This is a genomic window from Verrucomicrobiia bacterium (assembly GCA_019634625.1).
GTDB lineage: Bacteria > Verrucomicrobiota > Verrucomicrobiia > Limisphaerales > CAIMTB01 > CAIMTB01.
Genome location: JAHCBA010000024.1, coordinates 43,804 through 61,548, shown reverse-complemented (window position 1 = coordinate 61,548; position 17,745 = coordinate 43,804). Strand labels below are relative to the sequence as shown.

Here is a 17,745-nt window from a genome sequence, read left to right as displayed (position 1 = left end):
CCCAAATGCGTCATGACCTGACGAATTTCCTCCGGAAGTGGGACTACCAGCCCGGGGAGCTTCGCGTCCGCCGTTTCAAGGGGCGCGATGGCGCCCACAAGATCCAGCTCCGCGTCGATCTTGGCGTCCTCCAGATGGAGGCCGAGGGACGCCCCGACGGGCGCCGCCCCATGGGCCACGAATCCTGGCTCCAGTTCTACCAGTCCCGCCTCGGCGAACACATCGCCAGTCAGGGGGACGACGATGGATTCGCCCTCAAGGCCGAGGATTGCCAGCGCCTGCAGCAGGAGGCCATCCAGTACTACCACCGCTACATCTGCCTCTTTCAATTGGGTGACCACGCCGGCGTCCTGCGCGACACCGACCGCAACCTGGAGGTCTTCCGCCTCCTCGAGGAGTACTCCGAAGTGCCCGAGGTGGCCGCCACCCTCGCGGTCTTCAAACCGCAGGTGCTCCTGATGCGCACCCGTGCCCAGGGGGCCCTGGCCCTGGATGCCGACGATCCCCACGGTGCCATCCGCGCCATCGAGGCGGGCGTCGCGGCGATTCGCAGCCTTTTCCGCGACCACGAACAAACCGATCTCGCCGATCAGGCCGTCGAAGTCCGCATGCTCGAGTCCTGGCTCCAGGAACTGCGCCCGCACCTGCCCGTCTCCCCCCGTCAGCGTCTCGAGATCGATCTCAATCAGGCCATCGCACGCGAGGATTACGAGAAGGCCGCCGAACTCCGCGATGCCCTGAAACGCCTCAAGGAATAGCCGCCTCCCGGACGCGGAAATCCCATTGCGGTCCTCCACTCCGTCCGCGGATAAACCCGGATGCATTACCTCTGGATCGTCCTCATCGGCCTGGCGGGAGGCGTCGCCAGCGGCCTCTTCGGCGTCGGCGGCGGCCTCATCATGGTCCCCGGCATGACTCTCCTCCTCAAGGCCGACCTGAAACTCGCCGTCGGCACCTCCCTTGCCGTCATCGTTCCCACCGCCCTCGTCGGCGTCTTCAAACACCACCACCTGCGCCAGGTGGACTGGCAAATGGCCGCCTGGCTCGCCCCGGCCGCCGTCGCCGGGGGCCTAATCGGACCGTGGCTCACCACCAAGCTGTCGTCCCCGGAACTCCAGCGCCTCTTCGGCGTCTTCCTCATCGCCGTGGGCGTCCGGCTGACGATCGTGGCCCGTTGAGGCAGCGCCGCGCTCCTTCAGAACACCTCCACCGGCAGCCCGGTCAGCTGGTGCACGCGGCCCGCAATCTCCGAAAGCGCCCGCAACGATAAATGCCGGCAGCGCGGCGAATGCAGCGAACGGGTGGCCGAATAGACCTGAACCAGGGAGATGCGGGCTCCCGCCTCCCGCAGCGCCACCAACCGTCGGGCATAGGCCGCGAGCTCCGCGGGGTCGGGCCCCAATCCATCCAATTCCACGAACATGCTCTGGATCACCACCGGCCGCTGCCGGCCCACCTCGAGTATCCCTTCCAGCACCTTCTCGATCGGCACCGCGGGCCGGTTGATCCGGTCCATGAACCCCTGGGTCCCCGCATCCAGCTTCGCCCAGATCTCGTCGGCCCGCGTGAACAACCGCAAACCGGCCCGCACCGACGGCCGATCCAGCGCGCTGGCGTTGGTGATCAGAACCAGTTTGAAGTACGGCGCCAGACCGGCCGCCCGCAGGTGGACCACCCCTTCCACCGCCTCCCCGAAATTCGGGCACAACGTCGGTTCACCGTCCCCGCTGATCGCCACATGGGCCAGACGGAGCATCTCCTCCGGCAGCCCCGTCAGGTCCGGATGCAGCCGCAGCATCCCCGCCTCCACCCGGGTCAGGGCCCCGGCCAGCTCCCGTGCCAGCTTCCGGGCATCCACCGGTGTCGGGCCCGCCCCCCTCGACGCCGCGTCCCGTTCCACTTCGCAGTAGCAGCAGTCGAAATTGCAGTGCCTGTCGAGGTTGAGGTTCAACCCCACCGAAAGGCCGCGCGCCCGCGAGGAGATCACCGCATAGACATGTGCCGACCCGGCGAAGTAATAGCGCGGACACCCCAGCGCCATGTCCTCCCGCCCCCCCCCTGTGCCCCTCAATCCGCAGGCGGGCTGCGCCCGGGAGACGGGCACCGACACCAGAGGCGTGGCCGACGAAGCGGACATTCCTCTGGATAAGGGCCCAGACCGGCGGACCGCACCCCACCAAACTTGGCTGAATCGCGTCGTATCTTGCGGATTGAGGGTTGCGGCCGGGGACCCGTTGGGACAGCTTCGGCCTTCGTTCAATGGAGCCCGATGCCAGCAAGGGCCTGGTGCAGCGCCTGAGCCAGTCGCAGATCTACCAGGACTACGCCAAAGCCTTCGTGGAAACGACCGGCCTGCCGCTGTCCTTCCAGCCGGTCGAGGCCTGGCAACTGGCGCAGCGCGGGCATCCCCGGGAAAGCCCCTTCTGCGCACTGATGGCCGAAAGCAGCCGCAGTTGCGCCGCCTGCCTCGAAGTCCAGGAACAGGTCCGCCAGAGCGCCTCCGGCCAGCCCGTGACCCTCCGCTGCTTCGCCGGCCTCTGTGACACCGCCGTCCCTGTGCAACTCGGGACCGAAATCGTCGGCTACCTCCAGACCGGCCAGGTCTTCCCTCACACCCCGTCCCGCAGCCAGTTCGCCCGGACCGCCCGGCAACTGGTCGCCTGGGGCCTCAAAGTCGATCTCAACCAGGCCGAGGAAGCCTATTTCCACACCCGCGTCATCGCGCCCCGCCAGTACGAATCCATGGTCCGCCTGCTCGCCATCTTCGCCGAGCACCTTTCCATGGTGAGCAATCAACTCGTCGTGCAGCGCGACCACGCCGAGCCCCAGATGATCGTCCGGGCCCGCCGCTTTATTGACGAACACCAGGCCGAGGACGTCTCCCTCGGCGACGTCGCCCGCGCCGTCAACTGCAGCACCTTCTACTTCTGCAAAATGTTCAAAAAGGCCTCGGGCCTTCACTTCACCGAGTACCTCGCCCGCGTCCGCGTCGAGAAGGCCAAGAACCTCCTCCTCAACCCCAACCTCCGCATCAGCGAAATCGCCTACGAGGTCGGCTTCCAATCCCTCACCCACTTCAACCGCGTCTTCCGCCGCCTCGTCGGCCAGTCCCCGACCGAGTACCGCCGCAAACTCCCCCGCCCATGAATCCGGACCGCCCCCCCTTCGCCAGCCGCCTCCCCACCCGCCGCGAATTCCTCGCCCGCTCCGGCATGGGCTTCGGCCTCCTCGGCCTCGCCACCCTGCTCGGCTCCCAACGCGACGTCGCCGCCTCGGGTTTCCTCAACCCGATGCTGCCCAGGGCTCCCCATTTCCCCGCCAAGGCCAAGCGCGTCATCCACCTGTTCATGAACGGCGGGCCCTCCCATGTGGACAGCTTCGACCCCAAACCCGCCCTCCAGAAATACGCCGGACAGGAACTCCCCACCGGCAACCTCCGCACCGAACGCCGCACCGGCGCCGCCTTCCCCTCCCCCTTCGCCTTTCAACGCCACGGACAAAGCGGCATCGAGGTCAGCGAACTCTTCCCCCACACCGCCGCCTGCATCGACGACATCGCCGTCATCCGGTCCATGCACGCCGATGTCCCCAATCATGAGCCCTCCCTCCTCCTCATGAACTGCGGCGAGGCCCGCCTCGTCCGGCCCAGCCTCGGCTCCTGGGTCACCTACGGCCTCGGCACCGATAACCAGAATCTGCCCGGCTTCATCTCCATGTGTCCGTCGGGGTATCCCATCCAGGAATCCCAGAACTGGCAGTCCGGGTTCCTCCCCAGCGTGTACCAGGGCACCTACATCGACACCCAGCACACCCGGGTGGACCGCCTCATCGAGAACATCCGCAATCGCGCCACCTCCCTCCCCGAACAACGCGCCCAACTCGACCTCCTCCAGCAGCTCAACGAACGCCACCTCCGCCAGCGCCAGCACGAATCCCCCCTCGAAGCCCGCATCCAGTCCTTCGAACTCGCCTACCGCATGCAGCTCGAAGCCGCCGATGCCTTCGACATCTCCCGGGAACCCGAGTCGATCCGGAAACTCTACGGCGACGGCCAGCAGGCCCGCCAGATCCTCATCGCCCGCCGCCTCATCGAACGCGGCGTCCGCTTCGTCCAGCTCTGGCACGGTGCCGGACAGCCCTGGGACAACCACGACGATCTCGAGGTCAATCACCGCCGCCTCGCCCGCGAATGCGACCAGGCCATCGGCGCCCTCCTCACCGACCTCAAACAACGCGGACTCCTCGACGAAACCCTCGTCATCTGGGGCGGTGAGTTCGGTCGCACCCCGACCGTCGAACTCCCCACCCCGGGTGCCAACGCCGGCAAAATCAACGGCCGCGACCACAATCACCACGGCTTCACCATGTGGCTCGCCGGCGGCGGCGTCCGCGGCGGCTATGTCCACGGCGCCACCGACGAGTTCGGCTTCAAGGCCGTCGAGAAACCCGTCCACGTCCACGATCTCCACGCCACCCTCCTCGCCCTCCTCGGCTTCGATCACGAAAAACTCACCTTCCGCCACGCCGGACGCGACTTCCGCCTGACCGACGTGCACGGTCACGTGGTCAGGGAACTCATCGCGTGATCCGTTGCCTCGCCGCCCTCGCCCTCGCCCTCGCCCTGTTCCCCGCCCCGGCGGCGGAACGGACACTCGACTTTTCCCGGATGACCCCGGGTGCGCCCCTCACCGATTTCCGCGCCGCCCTCAACGGCTCCGGTTCGCCTCCCGACTGGCGCCTCATCCGTACCGAGGTCCCCAGCGGCTTCCCCGCCCTCGGCGACGGCCCGCCCGAAGTCTCCCACCAGACCGTCCTGGCCCAGCTCTCCGAAGACCCCACCGACGAACGGTTCCCCCTCCTCATCTATGAGCCCGATGTCTTCGCCGACTTCACCGCCACCCTCCGCTTCCGCACCGTGAGCGGCCGCGTCGCCCGGATGGCCGGGCTCGCCTTCCGGCTCCAGGACGAAAACAACTTCTACATCCTCCGGGCCAGTTCCCTCGGCAACACCCTCCGCTTCTACAAGGTGGTCGACGGCGTCCGCAGCGACCCCATCGGACCCGAGGTCCGCATTCCCGCGGGCGCCTGGCACACCCTCGAGGTCCGCTGCCGCGGCAACACCATCCAGTGTCTCTTCAATGGCGAGGAAGTCATTCCCCTCCTCAATGACTCCAGTTTTAGTCAGGGACGACTCGCCCTCTGGACCAAGTCCGACTCAGTCAGTCACTTCTCCAGCCTCCGCATCGAATACGACATCGTCCGCACCCTCCCCCGCCGCCTGGTCGAGGGCGCCATGCAACGCTACCCGCGCCTCCTCGGCATCGTCGTGTACGCCCGCCAGGATGGGACCGTCGCCCCCGTCGCCGCCTCCGACCCGGACCTCCTGCAACGACCCGCCACGGATTCGGAAATCCAGGCCATCGAGGCCGGTCAGATCGCCGTGGGCACCGCCTCCTCCCATGCCGCCGCCGTCTTCCCCCTGCGCGACCGCAACGGGGATCCCCTCTTCGCCGTCCACCTCCGGATGAGCACCTTCAAGGGCCAGACCCAGAACAACGTGGCGGCGCGCGGACGGATCGTGGTGGACTACCTGGACACCCTGGTGCGCTCCGCCGACCGGTCGGAGCGCTGAAACGGCCGAGAAAAACTTGTTGCGCTCGGCTTCGTACACGGTTAGAGCAACGGGCGTCGCAACTTTCAAGGCCGTTTCGATCGGCCCTGGCAGGGAGCCAGTGCGACGGGTCTCCTGGTTCCAAGGTTAAGTACCGCGGCATCTCTGATTCGGGTTACCGCTCGTCGGGCCGGCATCGAAGGTGGCGCCTTTCGCCATGAATAATACGAACAGTCATTTGCCGTCCTTCGGGTCCGGATTCCTCGAAATCTCGGAGAAGGGCTTCGGCTTCCTTCGGTCCGCCGACAATCGCTACCAACCCCGGCCGGCCGACGTCTTTGTCACACCCGACACCATCAAGCGCCACTTCCTCCGCGAAGGCTGCCTCGTCGAAGGCCGCCTCCAACCGCCCCATCGCGGTGTCAGCCCCCAGTTGCGCGAAGTCATCCAGGTCAACGGGATGCCCTTCAACGAATTCGTGAAATCCGTCCGCTTCGAAAACCTCACCACCATCGATCCCATCGAGAAGTTCAATCTCGAGACCACTCCCGATCAGCTCGAACCCCGGATCATCGACCTCGTCACCCCCATCGGGCGCGGCACCCGCGGCCTCATCGTCGCCCCACCCCGCACCGGCAAGACAACCATCCTCAAGCAGATCGCCAACGCGGTCACCACCAACCACCCCGAAGTCACCGTCATCGTCCTCCTCATCGACGAACGCCCCGAGGAGGTCACCGACTTCCAGCGCTCCGTCAAGGCCGAGGTCGTCGCCTCCTCCAATGACATGGACCTCGAAACCCATGTCCGCCTCTCCCGCTTCACCATCGAACGCTGCCGCCGCCTCGTCGAAACCGGCAAGGACGTCTTCGTCCTCCTCGATTCCATCACCCGCGTCGCCCGCGCCTACAACAGCGTCCATGGCGGCAGCGGCCGCACCATGACCGGCGGTGTCGATGCCCGCGCCCTCGAAATGCCCCGCAAGATGTTCGCCGCCGCCCGCAAGATCGAGCACGGCGGCTCCCTTACCATTGTCGCCACCGCCCTCGTCGATACCGGGTCCCGCATGGACGAACTCATCTTCCAGGAGTTCAAGGGCACCGGAAACATGGAGCTTATCCTCGACCGCAAACTGTCCGATCGCCGCCTTTACCCGGCTCTCGACATTCCCAAGAGCGGCACCCGCAAGGAGGAGAAACTCTTCGACAACCGCCAGATCGATGCCATCCGCAAACTCCGCCGCATGATGGTCGAACTCAATCCCATCGAGGCCATGGAAACCCTCCTCGGTGCCGTCCGTAAGTACAAAACCAACGAGGAACTGCTCACCAAGCTCGGCGGCTGAACCCACCCGGATCCCCCCCGAATGGATCCCCGAACCCCCACGCACAGCACCCTCATCGGGTACGTCACGTGGATCTTCGGATTCATCGGCTCCCACCGCTTCTACTTCGGACGCCCGATCACCGGCACGATCTGGTTCTTCACGCTCGGGCTGTTCCTCGTCGGCTGGATCGTGGACCTGTTCCTGATCCCCTGGATGTCCCGCTCCGCCGACCGCCGCTTCGTCTCGGGTCCCTACAACTACACCATCGCCTGGGTCCTGCTCACCTTCCTCGGTGTCTTCGGCATCCACCGCTTCTACCAGGGCAAGTGGGGCACCGGCATCCTCTACCTCCTCACCGGCGGCCTCCTCCTCCTCGGCGTCCTTTACGACTTCTGGACCCTCAACCAGCAGCTCAGCGAGCGGAATCACGCCTCCCGCCCCGGCTGATCCCCCTCCCACCGCCCCTCATACCAGCAGGTCCTTCATCACGTGCCCATGCACATCAGTCAGCCGGAATTGCCGGCCCTGATGGGTGAACGTCAGCCGCTCGTGATCCAGTCCCAGGCAATGCAGAATCGTCGCCTGCAGGTCATGCACATGAACGGGATTCTCCACCACGTGGAACCCCAAATCGTCGGTCGCCCCGTAGTTCATCCCCCCACGCACCCCGCCCCCGGCCAGCCACACGGTGAACGCCTGCGGATGATGGTCCCGCCCCAGACTCCGCCCCAGCGCGGCGTTGCTCTCCACCATCGGCGTCCGTCCGAATTCGCCCCCCCACACCACCAGCGTCGAGTCCAGCAATCCCCGCTGTTTCAGATCCTTCACCAGCGCCGCGCTCGCCCGGTCGGTCGCCCCGCAGTTGCTCCGCAAATTCCCCACCACGTCCGAATGCGCGTCCCATCCCTCGTGGTAGATGTTGATGAACCGCACCCCCCGCTCGACCATCCGCCGCGCCAGCAGGCACGCCCGCGCAAAGGACGGCTTGTCCGGATCGCAACCGTACATCTCCAGGGTGGACGTCGATTCCTGGCGCAGATCCATCAACTCCGGCGCCGACGTCTGTAACCGGTACGCCATCTCGTAACTCTGCACCCGCGTCGCAATCTCCGGATCCCCCACCTCTCCAAGCTGCCGCCGGTTCAGGTCCGCAACGAGGTCCAGCGTGTCCCGCTGCAATCGGGCGTCCACCCCCTTCGGACTCGATACGTTGAGAATCGGATCCCCCGAGTTGCGGAAACGCACCCCCGAGTAGTACGTCGGCAGAAATCCGCTCGACCAGTTGGCCGATCCACCGCTGATCCCCGCCCCCGTGGACATCACCACAAACGCCGGCAGATCCTGTGTCTCGCAACCCAGCCCATACGTCACCCAGGAACCCAGACTCGGCCGGCCCGGGAGCGGAAACCCGCTGTTCAGAAAAATCTGGCCCGGCGCATGATTGAACTGGTCGGTCCGGCACGAACGCACCACGCAGATGTCGTCCACCACCGTCGCCAGATGCGGCAGCATCTCCGACAACGTCGTCCCCGCCCCGCCATGCTGTTGAAACTTGAACTGCGGCCCCAATACGGCCGCGTCCGGTCGGATGAACGCATACCGCTGACCCATGATCACCGAGGGCGGCAACGGCTTCCCCTCGAGCTTCGCCAGTTCCGGCTTCGGGTCGAACAGGTCGAGCTGGCTCGGTGCCCCCGCCATGAACAGGTGGATCACCGCCCGGGCCTTCCCCGGATAATGCGGCGGACGCGGGGCCAGCGGATTGCGCGGCGCCACCGCCGTCGCCCAGGCGGCCCGCCCCCCCAGGGATCCCGTCAGCAAACCCGCCAGCGCCATCTTGCCGAGACCCACTCCGCAATCGCGCAGAAACCAGCGCCGCGATCGCACCGGGCCCGGCCATGAGGACAAATCAATCGGGATATTCATGACGACCCGGCATTCTTAACGCCCGCCTTCACCCCCCGCAAACCGCTTTCGTCTGCTTCGTCGCTGCCCGGTGCATCCCGGAGTTGTGGGTGCGTTGCGAACACCGCCCAGCGGTGCTTCGGAGGGCCGAGTTCCACGAGGCCGCAACGGTGTGGAGCGGTGTGGGTTGAGGACTCGCAGAGCTCGTCCCTCCGATTCGCTGCCTCTGCAAAGGGTCGGTGAGGATGCATGGGCTCGGAAGGACCCGCTCTGCGAGCCCTCTGCGTCGCCCCACCACCCAACGCTCCCCGAAATATCCCCGAAGTTTCCTTGCGCCCGACCCCATCCGACTGCCCTAGTGCTGTCGTTGGAAAAGCGTTCATCCAAGGCCATACCATGATCGGCTGGCTCACCATGGCTCGGGATCGCCTGCGACGGTGGCAGGTGGACATCCTCATGGTCGCTTTCCTGCTGATTGCCGTCCTGGGCGCCGGGGTGCTCGGGTACTTTGCCCTCCGTTGACGCCGGACCGGCGGCGCATGGCCTCAGGTCGGACTTGCCAGACCTCCCGGACCCACAACCGATCCCATGCGACGCCTCCGCATCGAACACAGGACGACCTACCGGTTCCCCGTACGGGTCGAACTGGAGCCTCACCGATTGTACCTCCGCCCCAGGGAGGGCCATGACGTCCAGGTGGAATCCTCCCGGCTGGCAATCCACCCCCCATGTGAGGTCCTTTGGCAGCGGGATCTGCACGACAACGCCCTCGCCATTGCCCGCTTCCTCGAGCCCGCTGACACCCTTTCCATCGAGAGCGAGATCGTCATCCAGCACTTCGAGTGCATGCCGCCGTTCTTCCCCATCGACCGCGCCTGGACGGCTTACCCCTGCCAGGTCTCGAACCACGAGGCGATCAGCCTGTCCCCTCACCGCATCCAGGCGTACCCCGGCGATTCGCCCGCCTGCCTTGATTGGCGGGCCCGATTCTGGCGACCCGGACAGGTCATCGACACCCTCGCCCTGCTGGCCGGGATCAATCGGGCGATCGCCTCCGAATTCACCTACGCGGAGCGCCATGCGGAAGGCGTGCAGTCGCCGGATGTGACGCTGGCAACGCGGACGGGCTCCTGCCGGGATTTCGCCACCCTATTCATGGAGACCTGTCGCGGCCTGGGACTCCCTGCCCGTTTCGTCAGCGGCTACCTGTGCACCGGTTCCAGTGCCGGCCCCGGTGGCTCCACCCACGCCTGGACCGAAGTCTATCTGCCCGGTGCCGGCTGGCGGGGCTACGACAGCACCCTCGGGGAAGCCACCGGCGGCTCCCATATCGCCGTCGCCGTCGGTCGCCATCCCTCTGCCGTGCCGCCCGTCGCCGGAAGCTTTGTGGGACCAGCCGGCCTCGCCCCCACCCTCTTCGTCGGCGTCAGGACCATCATCCTCTGAACGGCCAACCGCGCCCGCCAGGGGTCAAGTCACCGACCGCGGAGGCCCGCGCGCCCCACGCTCGACAGTGGCGCTCCAACCCGTTTCCCTCGGCCCGTGGATGCCGTCCCGCTCTCTCGCCGCCTCGAATGGATCGCCCTTCGTCCCGACCTGACCCGGGCCGACCTGGAACGAGCCTGCTCGCTTGCCCGGCAGCAACTGTGGTGGGCCGTGTGTGTCGGCGGTTCCAGGGTCCAACTCGCCGCCAGCCTCCTCGAGGATTCACCCGTCCACGTCGCAGCCCTGGTCGGGTTCCCCTTCGGCCAGGCCGATCCCGACACCAAACGATTCGAAGCCGAAGCCGCCATCGATGCCGGAGCCGCTGAACTCGACGTCGTACTCAATCTCGGCTGGATCAAGGATCGGGACGAGAAGCGTCTCCTGCGCGAATTGCGCGACATCCGGGATATTGCCGAGGATCGCCCCGTCAAGGCGGTGATCGAATGGCCCCTTCTCGACGATGACGACCTTCGCCTCGCCGCCCGCGTCGTCCTCGATGCGGAAGTCCAGTTCCTGGTCAACGCCACCGGTTGCGCCGTGCGCCCCGCCACCCCCGGGGATGTCCGACGCCTTCGGGAATGGGTGGGACCGGATCTCGGCCTCAAGGCCGTCGGCGGTGTCCAGGCCCGCCACCATGCCGAAGCCCTCGTGGCCGCCGGCGCCAATCGTGTCGGCCTCCTCCAACCCGGACTTCCCGACGACGAAGATGACCCGGCCCCGGCCAACCTTGACGCCCCGGCACCAGGGTGAGACAGAAGGTCCGTCGCCGCCCAGACCTGTCCGGGCGACGTCCAACCCCCGGATGCAAGATCTCATCGCCAAAGCTCACACACTGCTGGAGGCCCTTCCCTACATCCAGCGCTTCAGCGGCGCCACCTTCGTCGTGAAGTACGGCGGCTCGTTCATGGATTCCCCGGACCCGGCGGTCCGTCAGGGCGTCGCCCGCGATGTCGTCTTCCTCGAAGCGGTCGAGATCGATCCGGTCGTCGTCCACGGCGGCGGCAAGGCCATCACCCGCGCCATGGAACGTGCTGGCCTCCAGGCCCGCTTCGTCCAGGGTCGCCGCGTCACCGACGCGACCACCGCCGAACTCGTCCATCGCATCCTCTCCCACGAAATCAACCCGGAGATCGTCGCCACCATCAATCAACTCGGCGGTCGCGCCTGCGGCTTTGCCGGCACCGACATCTACCGCTGCCGCAAGGCGGCCATCGATGGACCCGGCGGCGAACCCCTCGACCTCGGCTTTGTCGGCGAAGTCGTCGAGGTCAATACCCGTCCCCTGCTCGATTGCATCGCCGAAGGCGTCACCCCGGTGATCAGCCCCACCGCTCGCGGCTTCGACGGCCACCTCTACAACTGCAACGCCGATGTCGCCGCCGCCATGACCGCCATCGCCCTCAAGGCCCGGCGCCTCGTCTTCATGTCAGATGTTCCCGGCCTTCTTCGCGATCCCAGGAACCCCGAATCGGTGATCCCTCACCTCCGAACCGCCGAGGTCGCTGACCTCCGAACCGCCGGCGTCATCGATCAGGGCATGATCCCCAAGGTCGAAAGCGCCGTCGCCGCCATCCGGGCCGGAGTCGAAAAGGTCTCCTTCGTGGACGGCCGGATTCCCCATGCCGTCCTGCTCGAAATCTTCACCGACGAAGGCGTCGGCACCGAAGTGGTGTCCTAGAACTCCTCCGGCGGACGCACCCGGTCCGGATCCGTCCCCACCGTCGAGGCCTCCCGTCCATCCAGTGCGGCCATCATGTCCTCGACCGCCTGGTACACCGCCAGGTCAGCTTTGTCGCCATCCTCCGCCATAACCACCTGGATCATGGCCCCCACGTTGATCATCGCATTCTTCTGATCCTCGCTGAGCGATTCTGCAGAACGTGCCAGGTTCGCCAGGGCGGTCGCTCCGTCCAGGAATTTCCCCGCCTTCAACGCCTGCACCGCCGTCGTCGCCGTTGCCTTCACTTCCGGTTCCGCACGCACAAAGGCCGCGTCGAGATCCGCCGTATCAATGCCTCCCCCCTTCCCACAGCCGGTGATGAACAGGCCCAGCGCGACAAAACCTCCCCACAGAATCGGTGCAATGCGTTGCTTCATGGTCGTGTACGATTGACGCCTGAACTTGGGCTGCGCCCCTCCCGCGATAAAGCCCAAAGTGGCGGCCCCCGGCCGGCACAGGCCCGCAGAACCAGTCCGTCCCAGTTACCCAGGCCGCAGATACACAGATCCAGATTAAATAATGGGCCTGACGTATATTGTTGACTCGAATTTAGATATTGAGACCGACTTTTATTCATTGATCCATGACCCGGTGGAGACTTGGTGGGACGGGCTCGAATCTGTACGGACGTGGATTTATGCTGCCCGGCTTATTTTGTTGACCCGCGCACAAGATAAAATGACCCCCTGAGTTAGTTGACTCTAACTACTACCTTCAACTAGACAGCTCGCCTGACTTTTGATTTTAGTTATTGACTAGGCACAACGCGCTTCCTTCGAAAAATAGCTGGCCCCATCGAGATCGGGATCAATGCCACCCCACAGGGCTTTACAGATTGCCTGCCAGCGCCAACCTCATCGACAAACAGTGGTTCGTGATCCCCGCATGTCCCGGGGCGAGCCGCAGCCCAAGTCCAATCATGCACCGGATCGTCGAAGCCCGATTCCTGGCGCCGGACGTAAAACTACTCCGGATCCACGCCCCCCTAGTCGCCCGCAAACGCCGTGCCGGCCAGTTCGCCATCGTTCGCGTCCATGACCATGGCGAACGCATTCCCCTCACACTCGCCGATTCCAACCCGGACGAAGGAACCATCACGCTGGTCGTTCAGGGTGTCGGCAAAACCACCCGGCTCCTCAACCAACTCGAACCTGGCGACGCTCTCTGCGATGTCGTCGGTCCCCTTGGGAAACCCTCTCCCATCGAACGTTACGGCACCGTGGTGGTCATCGGTGGCGGCCTCGGCATCGCCATCGCCTGGCCCACCGCCCGCGCCCTTCGTGAGGCCGGCAATCGCGTGATCGCCATCCTGGGCGGACGCAGCCGCCCCTACGTCCTTCTCGAAGACGAAGTTCGCGCACTCGCCGAAGAGGTGTTCGTCACCACCGATGACGGATCCTACGGACTGCATGGGCGCGTGACCGACCCCCTTCAATCCCTCCTCGACGCCGGACGCCCGATCGACCTCGTCCTTGCCATCGGCCCCATCCCGATGATGCGTGCAGTGGCCGAAACCACCCGGCCGGCCGGCATCCGCACCCTTGTCAGCCTCAATCCCATCATGGTCGATGGTACGGGCATGTGCGGCGGCTGCCGGGTGATTGTCGGTGGTCAGGCACGCTTCGCCTGCGTGGACGGACCGGAGTTCGATGCCCACCAGGTGGACTTCCGCATCCTCGGCCAACGCAATGCCATGTATCGCGACCAGGAACGCGTCGCCGCCGCAACCCTCCAAGCCAGTCCCCCGGACCCAGCCCCGCACGATCCCGCCTCCTGCCGCCTGCTTCAGGCCGCCGATGTCCCCGTCACGACGGCGACCGCCCCGTGACGTCGCGCCCCGAATCCTGCTTCTTCGAGCTCCCACACCCAGCCTGCCCCGACCGGTCATGCCCAATCCCCTGTCCTCCAAGGAACGCCTCAAAATCCCCCGTCAGCCCATGCCGGAGCGACCGGCCGGGGAACGCGCTCACTGCTTCTCCGAAGTCAATCTCGGCCTCGATGCCGCCCTCGCGAAACAGGAGGCCCTCCGTTGCCTCTCCTGTCGCAACCAGCACTGCTTCACCGCCTGCCCCGTCGGCGTGAAAGTACGCGACTTCGTCCACCTCATTGTCGAAGGCGACTACCTCGCCGCCGCCGCCAAGATCCGCGAAGACAATGTTCTCCCCGCCGTCACCGGCCGGGTCTGCCCCCAGGAACACCAATGCGAAGGGGCCTGTGTCCTGGGCAAACGCGGCGAATCGCTGGCCATCGGGTACCTCGAACGTTTCGTCGCCGACTACGAACGCCAGACCGGCCGCGTCGGCCTACCGGCTCGCGCCCCCGATACCGGCCGCCGCGTGGCCATTGTGGGGAGCGGTCCCGCCGGACTCAGCTGCGCCGGGGACCTCGCCCTCCGTGGTCACCGCGTGACCGTCATCGAAGCCCTCCACGAGATCGGCGGCGTTCTCCTCTACGGCATCCCTGAGTTCCGGCTTCCCAAGGACATCGTCCGCGACGAGGTCGAAAACCTCCGCCGCATGGGCGTGGAGTTCCAAACCAACGTCGTGGTCGGTCGCACGGTCACCGTGGACGAACTCCTCGGCGAACAGGGTTACCACGCCCTCTTCGTCGCCACCGGCGCGGGTCTGCCCCTCTTCCTCAACATCCCCGGCGAACACCTCTGCGGTGTGTACTCCGCCAACGAGTTCCTCACCCGCGTCAACCTCATGAAGGCCGCCGATTTCCCCGCCTACGACAGCCCCATCTGCGACTGCCGCGATCGCGATGTCGCCGTCTTCGGTGGCGGCAATACCGCCATGGATGCCGTCCGGACCGCCCTCCGCCTCGGCGCCCGTACCGCCACCATCATCTATCGCCGTTCCGAAACCGAAATGCCCGCCCGGGCCGAAGAAGTCCACCACGCCCGCGACGAAGGCGTCCGCTTCCGCATGCTGACCCAACCCCTCGAGTTCCTCGGCAACGAGTCCGGCTGGCTGACCGGGGTCCGGCTCCAGGAAATGCGCCTCGGCGAACCCGATGCCTCCGGACGCCGCCGTCCCGAGCCCAGCTCCGAGGCCTCCTTCGATCTGCCCATCCAGGTCGCCATCATCGCCATCGGCAATCGCGGCAATCCGCTCGTCCAGGCCACCACCCCGGACCTCGCCACCACCGCCAAGGGTTACCTGGTCACCCAACCCGGCAGCCTCCACACCACCCGCAAGGGAGTCTTCGCCGGCGGCGATGTCGTCACCGGCGGCGCCACCGTGATCCTCGCCATGGGCGCCGGCCGTCAGGCCGCCCGCGAAATCGATGCCTACCTCCGCGCCGGGGAGACCCCCTGAGAGCCTGTCTGAAGCCTCGCCAGCCTCACAACGACCCGGTCTCCAGGCACCTCACCCTGCCCCGGTTGAAATCGAATTCGGGAGCGACATCGCCAACCAGCTCCCCAGCCTGCACGCCGCTTTCACCCCCCGCTCCGTCACCTGCCATCCCGCCCGCCCCAACGCCGCAACACCCACTCCAGATACCGTCGCCCCATCTCGTCGCCCCCCCCCATCCCACCTGTCGGCGCCGGATTCTCCAGCAAATCGGCGGCTGCCACCCGTGCCAGATCGCCGTAGGTCCCCGGCGCCATTTCATCCAGCAACAGCGCCAGATAAGACACCTCCCGCCCGTCCGTCGCCGTTCGCAACGTCTCCGCCAGCAATCGCTCCGCCGCGTTCCCACCGATCGCCCGCAACACATCAAACAACCCCATCCGCAACGTCGGCGGCGAAATGAACTCCAAGGCCTCCACTTCGTCCCCTTCCCCCAAACCCTCCCCATTCCCCGTCGGACGCCGCACCTCGGGATACACCGTGTCGCTCCCCCCGCGCAGATACTCGCGAATCGCGGGAACCGCCGCCGGCCCCGCCTCCCCCAGTCGTGCCAGTCCCGTAATCAACCGCCGCAACGTCGCCACCGTCCAGCCGTCCGGACCCGGGCGCAGCTCGGTCAACCGCCTCACCGCGTCCGCCGGGTCCACCGGCTCGCCTCCGGCTCCAGACCCCGCGCTGACGGATGCCGCCTCCCGCAACCGGTCGATCTCGAGTTCGAGTGTGGCCCGTGTCGTTTCCCATGCCGACTCGGCCTGCGCCCGCTCCCGTCGCACCCGATCCGCCCAACGCTGCGACAGGACGCCGTAGGTCACGGCCGCCGACACCAGGATCGCCACCAAGACCGCCACCCATGGCCAGGTGCCCGCCACGACCGCCGCGCTCGAAGGCTCGGATGCCGCCCCCACCCATCCCGGCCGACGTCGCGGCACGCGTCCCGGTTCCAAATCGGCGTCGCGCGACACGCTAGGCGGCCACCACCCGGTCTTCCTTCTGCACCGCCTCCGCCAACTCCCGCTCGTGCTTTGCCCGGGCGGCCTCGATGTCGTACCGGTCGTTGTCTGGGTGCTCCGGATTCAGCGGCGAAATGTCCCGCAGCTTCTGGATGATCGGCCCCAGGTGCCCCAGCAGATAATCCACCTCCGCCTCCGTGTTGCCCACTCCCAGACTGAACCGTACACAGCCCCGCGCCCGCATCGGGGTCAACCCCATCGCCATCAGCACATGCGACGGATCCAGCGACCCGGTCGTGCACGCCGACCCGCTCGAGGCACAGATTCCCACCTGGTCCAGCAGCATCAACACCGCCTCCGCCTCCACAAACTCAAAGGCGATGTTCGTCGTGTTCGGCAGCCGGTTCTTCCGGTCCCCGTTCACAAACGTGTGCGGAATGGTCCGCAGAATCGTCTCCTCCAGCCGGTCCCTCAGCCCTTTCACCCGGGCGTACTCCTCGGACAGCCGCGACTGCGCCAGTTCCGCCGCCTTCCCAAACCCGACGATGTGCGGGACGTTCTCCGTCCCACCCCGCCGCCCACGCTCCTGGTGCCCCCCCACCACCAGCGGCTGAAACCGCGTCCGGCGCTTCACATAGAGCATCCCGATCCCCTTCGGCGCATAAAGCTTGTGCGCCGACAACGACAGAAAGTCCACGCCCAGCGACTTCACATCGATCCGCAGCTTCCCCGGCACCTGAACCGCGTCGGTGTGGCACAACACCCCCTTGCTCCGACACAGCGCCGCCACCTCCTCGATCGGAAAAATCACCCCCGTCTCGTTGTTCGCCCACATCACCGACACCACCGCCGTGTCCGGCCGGATCGTCTTCTCCAGCAGGTGCAAATCCAGCGACCCGTCCGATTCCACCGGCAGATACGTCACTTCGTACCCCTGCCGCTTCAGAAAATCCCCGTAGTTGATGTTCGCCGAATGCTCCACCGCCGTCGTCACCACATGACGCTTCCCCGGCTGCGTCATCAGCGCACTGTGGATCGCCGCGTTGTTGCTCTCCGTGCCGCAACTGGTGAAGATCACCTCCCGCGGGTCCGCATGAACCAGTGCCGCCACACTCGCCCGGGCCCCCTCCACCGCCCGATGCACTTCGCTCGCGATCCGGTAGGCGCTCGATGGGTTCGCCCACCCGTCCCGCAGGAACGGGATCATCGCGTCGGCGACCTCGGACGCGATCGGCGTCGTGGCGTTGTTGTCGAAATAATAAAAAGCGGGCTGACTCATGGTGCGCTCAGGAACCCGAACTCCGAAAACCGGACCGAATTCGTCCCGTTCAGAATAGGGAAGCCCACCCCACGCGCAAGCATCCCGTGGCCGCACCGCTCCATGCATTGAC

17 protein-coding genes are annotated in these 17,745 nt (G+C 66.2%); 12 read left to right on the top strand and 5 right to left on the bottom strand.

Annotation, left to right across the window (positions count from 1 at the left end; translation table 11 throughout):
• Positions 1 to 5: 5 nt before the first annotated feature.
• Both KF833_14815 and KF833_14810 read left to right on the top strand, forming a co-directional pair.
• Entirely contained in the window at positions 6 to 758 is a 753-nt protein-coding gene (locus KF833_14815; protein ID MBX3746578.1) for a UvrB/UvrC motif-containing protein, read from the top strand.
• Between the two features lie 60 nt (positions 759 to 818).
• Complete coding sequence (locus KF833_14810) at positions 819 to 1,178, top strand: sulfite exporter TauE/SafE family protein (GenBank protein MBX3746577.1); 360 nt, start codon at positions 819 to 821, stop codon at positions 1,176 to 1,178.
• Between the two features lie 17 nt (positions 1,179 to 1,195).
• Here the strand turns inward: KF833_14810 and KF833_14805 are convergent, their stop codons facing one another.
• On the bottom strand, positions 1,196 to 2,137 hold the full coding sequence (locus tag KF833_14805; protein MBX3746576.1) for a radical SAM protein: 942 nt from the start codon (positions 2,135 to 2,137) through the stop codon (positions 1,196 to 1,198).
• A gap of 122 nt (positions 2,138 to 2,259) precedes the next feature.
• Between KF833_14805 and KF833_14800 the strand changes: the two genes are divergently transcribed.
• From KF833_14800 to KF833_14780, 5 genes are all read left to right on the top strand, one after another.
• On the top strand, positions 2,260 to 3,147 hold the full coding sequence (locus KF833_14800) for a helix-turn-helix domain-containing protein (protein ID MBX3746575.1): 888 nt from the start codon (positions 2,260 to 2,262) through the stop codon (positions 3,145 to 3,147).
• Entirely contained in the window at positions 3,144 to 4,586 is a 1,443-nt protein-coding gene (locus KF833_14795) for a DUF1501 domain-containing protein (GenBank protein ID MBX3746574.1), read from the top strand. The genes KF833_14800 and KF833_14795 overlap by 4 nt, the downstream gene beginning before the upstream one ends.
• Positions 4,583 to 5,632 (top strand): DUF1080 domain-containing protein, encoded by a 1,050-nt coding sequence (locus tag KF833_14790; GenBank protein MBX3746573.1) that lies wholly within the window; start codon positions 4,583 to 4,585, stop codon positions 5,630 to 5,632. Before KF833_14795 ends, KF833_14790 begins: the two co-directional genes overlap by 4 nt.
• 196 nt (positions 5,633 to 5,828) lie before the next feature.
• On the top strand, positions 5,829 to 6,956 hold the full coding sequence (gene rho, locus KF833_14785) for a transcription termination factor Rho (GenBank protein ID MBX3746572.1): 1,128 nt from the start codon (positions 5,829 to 5,831) through the stop codon (positions 6,954 to 6,956).
• 21 nt (positions 6,957 to 6,977) lie between these two features.
• Entirely contained in the window at positions 6,978 to 7,385 is a 408-nt protein-coding gene (locus KF833_14780) for a TM2 domain-containing protein (protein ID MBX3746571.1), read from the top strand.
• A gap of 18 nt (positions 7,386 to 7,403) precedes the next feature.
• Here the strand turns inward: KF833_14780 and KF833_14775 are convergent, their stop codons facing one another.
• Entirely contained in the window at positions 7,404 to 8,864 is a 1,461-nt protein-coding gene (locus tag KF833_14775) for a DUF1501 domain-containing protein (GenBank protein MBX3746570.1), read from the bottom strand.
• Between the two features lie 567 nt (positions 8,865 to 9,431).
• Here KF833_14775 and KF833_14770 point away from each other — a divergent pair.
• The 3 genes from KF833_14770 (at position 9,432) to argB (ending at position 12,006) form a co-directional block, all read left to right on the top strand.
• On the top strand, positions 9,432 to 10,289 hold the full coding sequence (locus tag KF833_14770) for a transglutaminase family protein (GenBank protein ID MBX3746569.1): 858 nt from the start codon (positions 9,432 to 9,434) through the stop codon (positions 10,287 to 10,289).
• A 96-nt stretch (positions 10,290 to 10,385) separates the two neighbouring features.
• Positions 10,386 to 11,078: a deoxyribose-phosphate aldolase gene (gene deoC / locus KF833_14765; GenBank protein ID MBX3746568.1), complete on the top strand. Its 693-nt coding sequence runs from the start codon at positions 10,386 to 10,388 to the stop codon at positions 11,076 to 11,078.
• 52 nt (positions 11,079 to 11,130) lie between these two features.
• Positions 11,131 to 12,006 (top strand): acetylglutamate kinase, encoded by an 876-nt coding sequence (argB, locus tag KF833_14760; GenBank protein MBX3746567.1) that lies wholly within the window; start codon positions 11,131 to 11,133, stop codon positions 12,004 to 12,006.
• Here argB and KF833_14755 read toward each other — a convergent pair.
• The gene (locus KF833_14755) at positions 12,003 to 12,425 is read right to left on the bottom strand and encodes a hypothetical protein (GenBank protein MBX3746566.1); all 423 of its coding nucleotides are present in this window, start codon (positions 12,423 to 12,425) and stop codon (positions 12,003 to 12,005) included. The genes argB and KF833_14755 overlap by 4 nt on opposite strands.
• A 542-nt stretch (positions 12,426 to 12,967) precedes the next feature.
• Here KF833_14755 and KF833_14750 point away from each other — a divergent pair.
• Positions 12,968 to 13,876 carry a sulfide/dihydroorotate dehydrogenase-like FAD/NAD-binding protein gene (locus tag KF833_14750; protein ID MBX3746565.1) on the top strand — a complete coding sequence of 303 codons (909 nt, stop codon included), beginning with the start codon at positions 12,968 to 12,970 and terminating at the stop codon, positions 13,874 to 13,876.
• A gap of 58 nt (positions 13,877 to 13,934) precedes the next feature.
• Complete coding sequence (gene gltA / locus KF833_14745) at positions 13,935 to 15,368, top strand: NADPH-dependent glutamate synthase (GenBank protein MBX3746564.1); 1,434 nt, start codon at positions 13,935 to 13,937, stop codon at positions 15,366 to 15,368.
• 137 nt (positions 15,369 to 15,505) lie between these two features.
• Here gltA and KF833_14740 read toward each other — a convergent pair whose 3' ends face one another.
• Positions 15,506 to 16,333, bottom strand: a complete 828-nt coding sequence (locus KF833_14740) for a hypothetical protein (protein MBX3746563.1) — start codon at positions 16,331 to 16,333, stop codon at positions 15,506 to 15,508.
• Positions 16,334 to 16,367: 34 nt separating this feature from the next.
• A complete protein-coding gene (gene nifS / locus KF833_14735) occupies positions 16,368 to 17,633 on the bottom strand; it encodes a cysteine desulfurase NifS (GenBank protein ID MBX3746562.1) in 1,266 nt (421 codons plus the stop codon).
• Positions 17,634 to 17,745: the final 112 nt, after the last annotated feature.

What these genes read in the sequence shown, in the direction of transcription:
- KF833_14815 (MBX3746578.1), top strand. Translation starts at nt 6, where the DNA reads ATGCGTCATGACCTGACGAATTTCCTCCGGAAGTGGGACTACCAGCCC.
- KF833_14810 (MBX3746577.1), top strand. Translation starts at nt 819, where the DNA reads ATGCATTACCTCTGGATCGTCCTCATCGGCCTGGCGGGAGGCGTCGCC.
- KF833_14805 (MBX3746576.1), bottom strand. Translation starts at nt 2,137, where the DNA reads ATGTCCGCTTCGTCGGCCACGCCTCTGGTGTCGGTGCCCGTCTCCCGG.
- KF833_14800 (MBX3746575.1), top strand. Translation starts at nt 2,260, where the DNA reads ATGGAGCCCGATGCCAGCAAGGGCCTGGTGCAGCGCCTGAGCCAGTCG.
- KF833_14795 (MBX3746574.1), top strand. Translation starts at nt 3,144, where the DNA reads ATGAATCCGGACCGCCCCCCCTTCGCCAGCCGCCTCCCCACCCGCCGC.
- rho (MBX3746572.1), top strand. Translation starts at nt 5,829, where the DNA reads ATGAATAATACGAACAGTCATTTGCCGTCCTTCGGGTCCGGATTCCTC.
- KF833_14780 (MBX3746571.1), top strand. Translation starts at nt 6,978, where the DNA reads ATGGATCCCCGAACCCCCACGCACAGCACCCTCATCGGGTACGTCACG.
- KF833_14775 (MBX3746570.1), bottom strand. Translation starts at nt 8,864, where the DNA reads ATGAATATCCCGATTGATTTGTCCTCATGGCCGGGCCCGGTGCGATCG.
- KF833_14770 (MBX3746569.1), top strand. Translation starts at nt 9,432, where the DNA reads ATGCGACGCCTCCGCATCGAACACAGGACGACCTACCGGTTCCCCGTA.
- argB (MBX3746567.1), top strand. Translation starts at nt 11,131, where the DNA reads ATGCAAGATCTCATCGCCAAAGCTCACACACTGCTGGAGGCCCTTCCC.
- KF833_14755 (MBX3746566.1), bottom strand. Translation starts at nt 12,425, where the DNA reads ATGAAGCAACGCATTGCACCGATTCTGTGGGGAGGTTTTGTCGCGCTG.
- KF833_14750 (MBX3746565.1), top strand. Translation starts at nt 12,968, where the DNA reads ATGCACCGGATCGTCGAAGCCCGATTCCTGGCGCCGGACGTAAAACTA.
- gltA (MBX3746564.1), top strand. Translation starts at nt 13,935, where the DNA reads ATGCCCAATCCCCTGTCCTCCAAGGAACGCCTCAAAATCCCCCGTCAG.
- nifS (MBX3746562.1), bottom strand. Translation starts at nt 17,633, where the DNA reads ATGAGTCAGCCCGCTTTTTATTATTTCGACAACAACGCCACGACGCCG.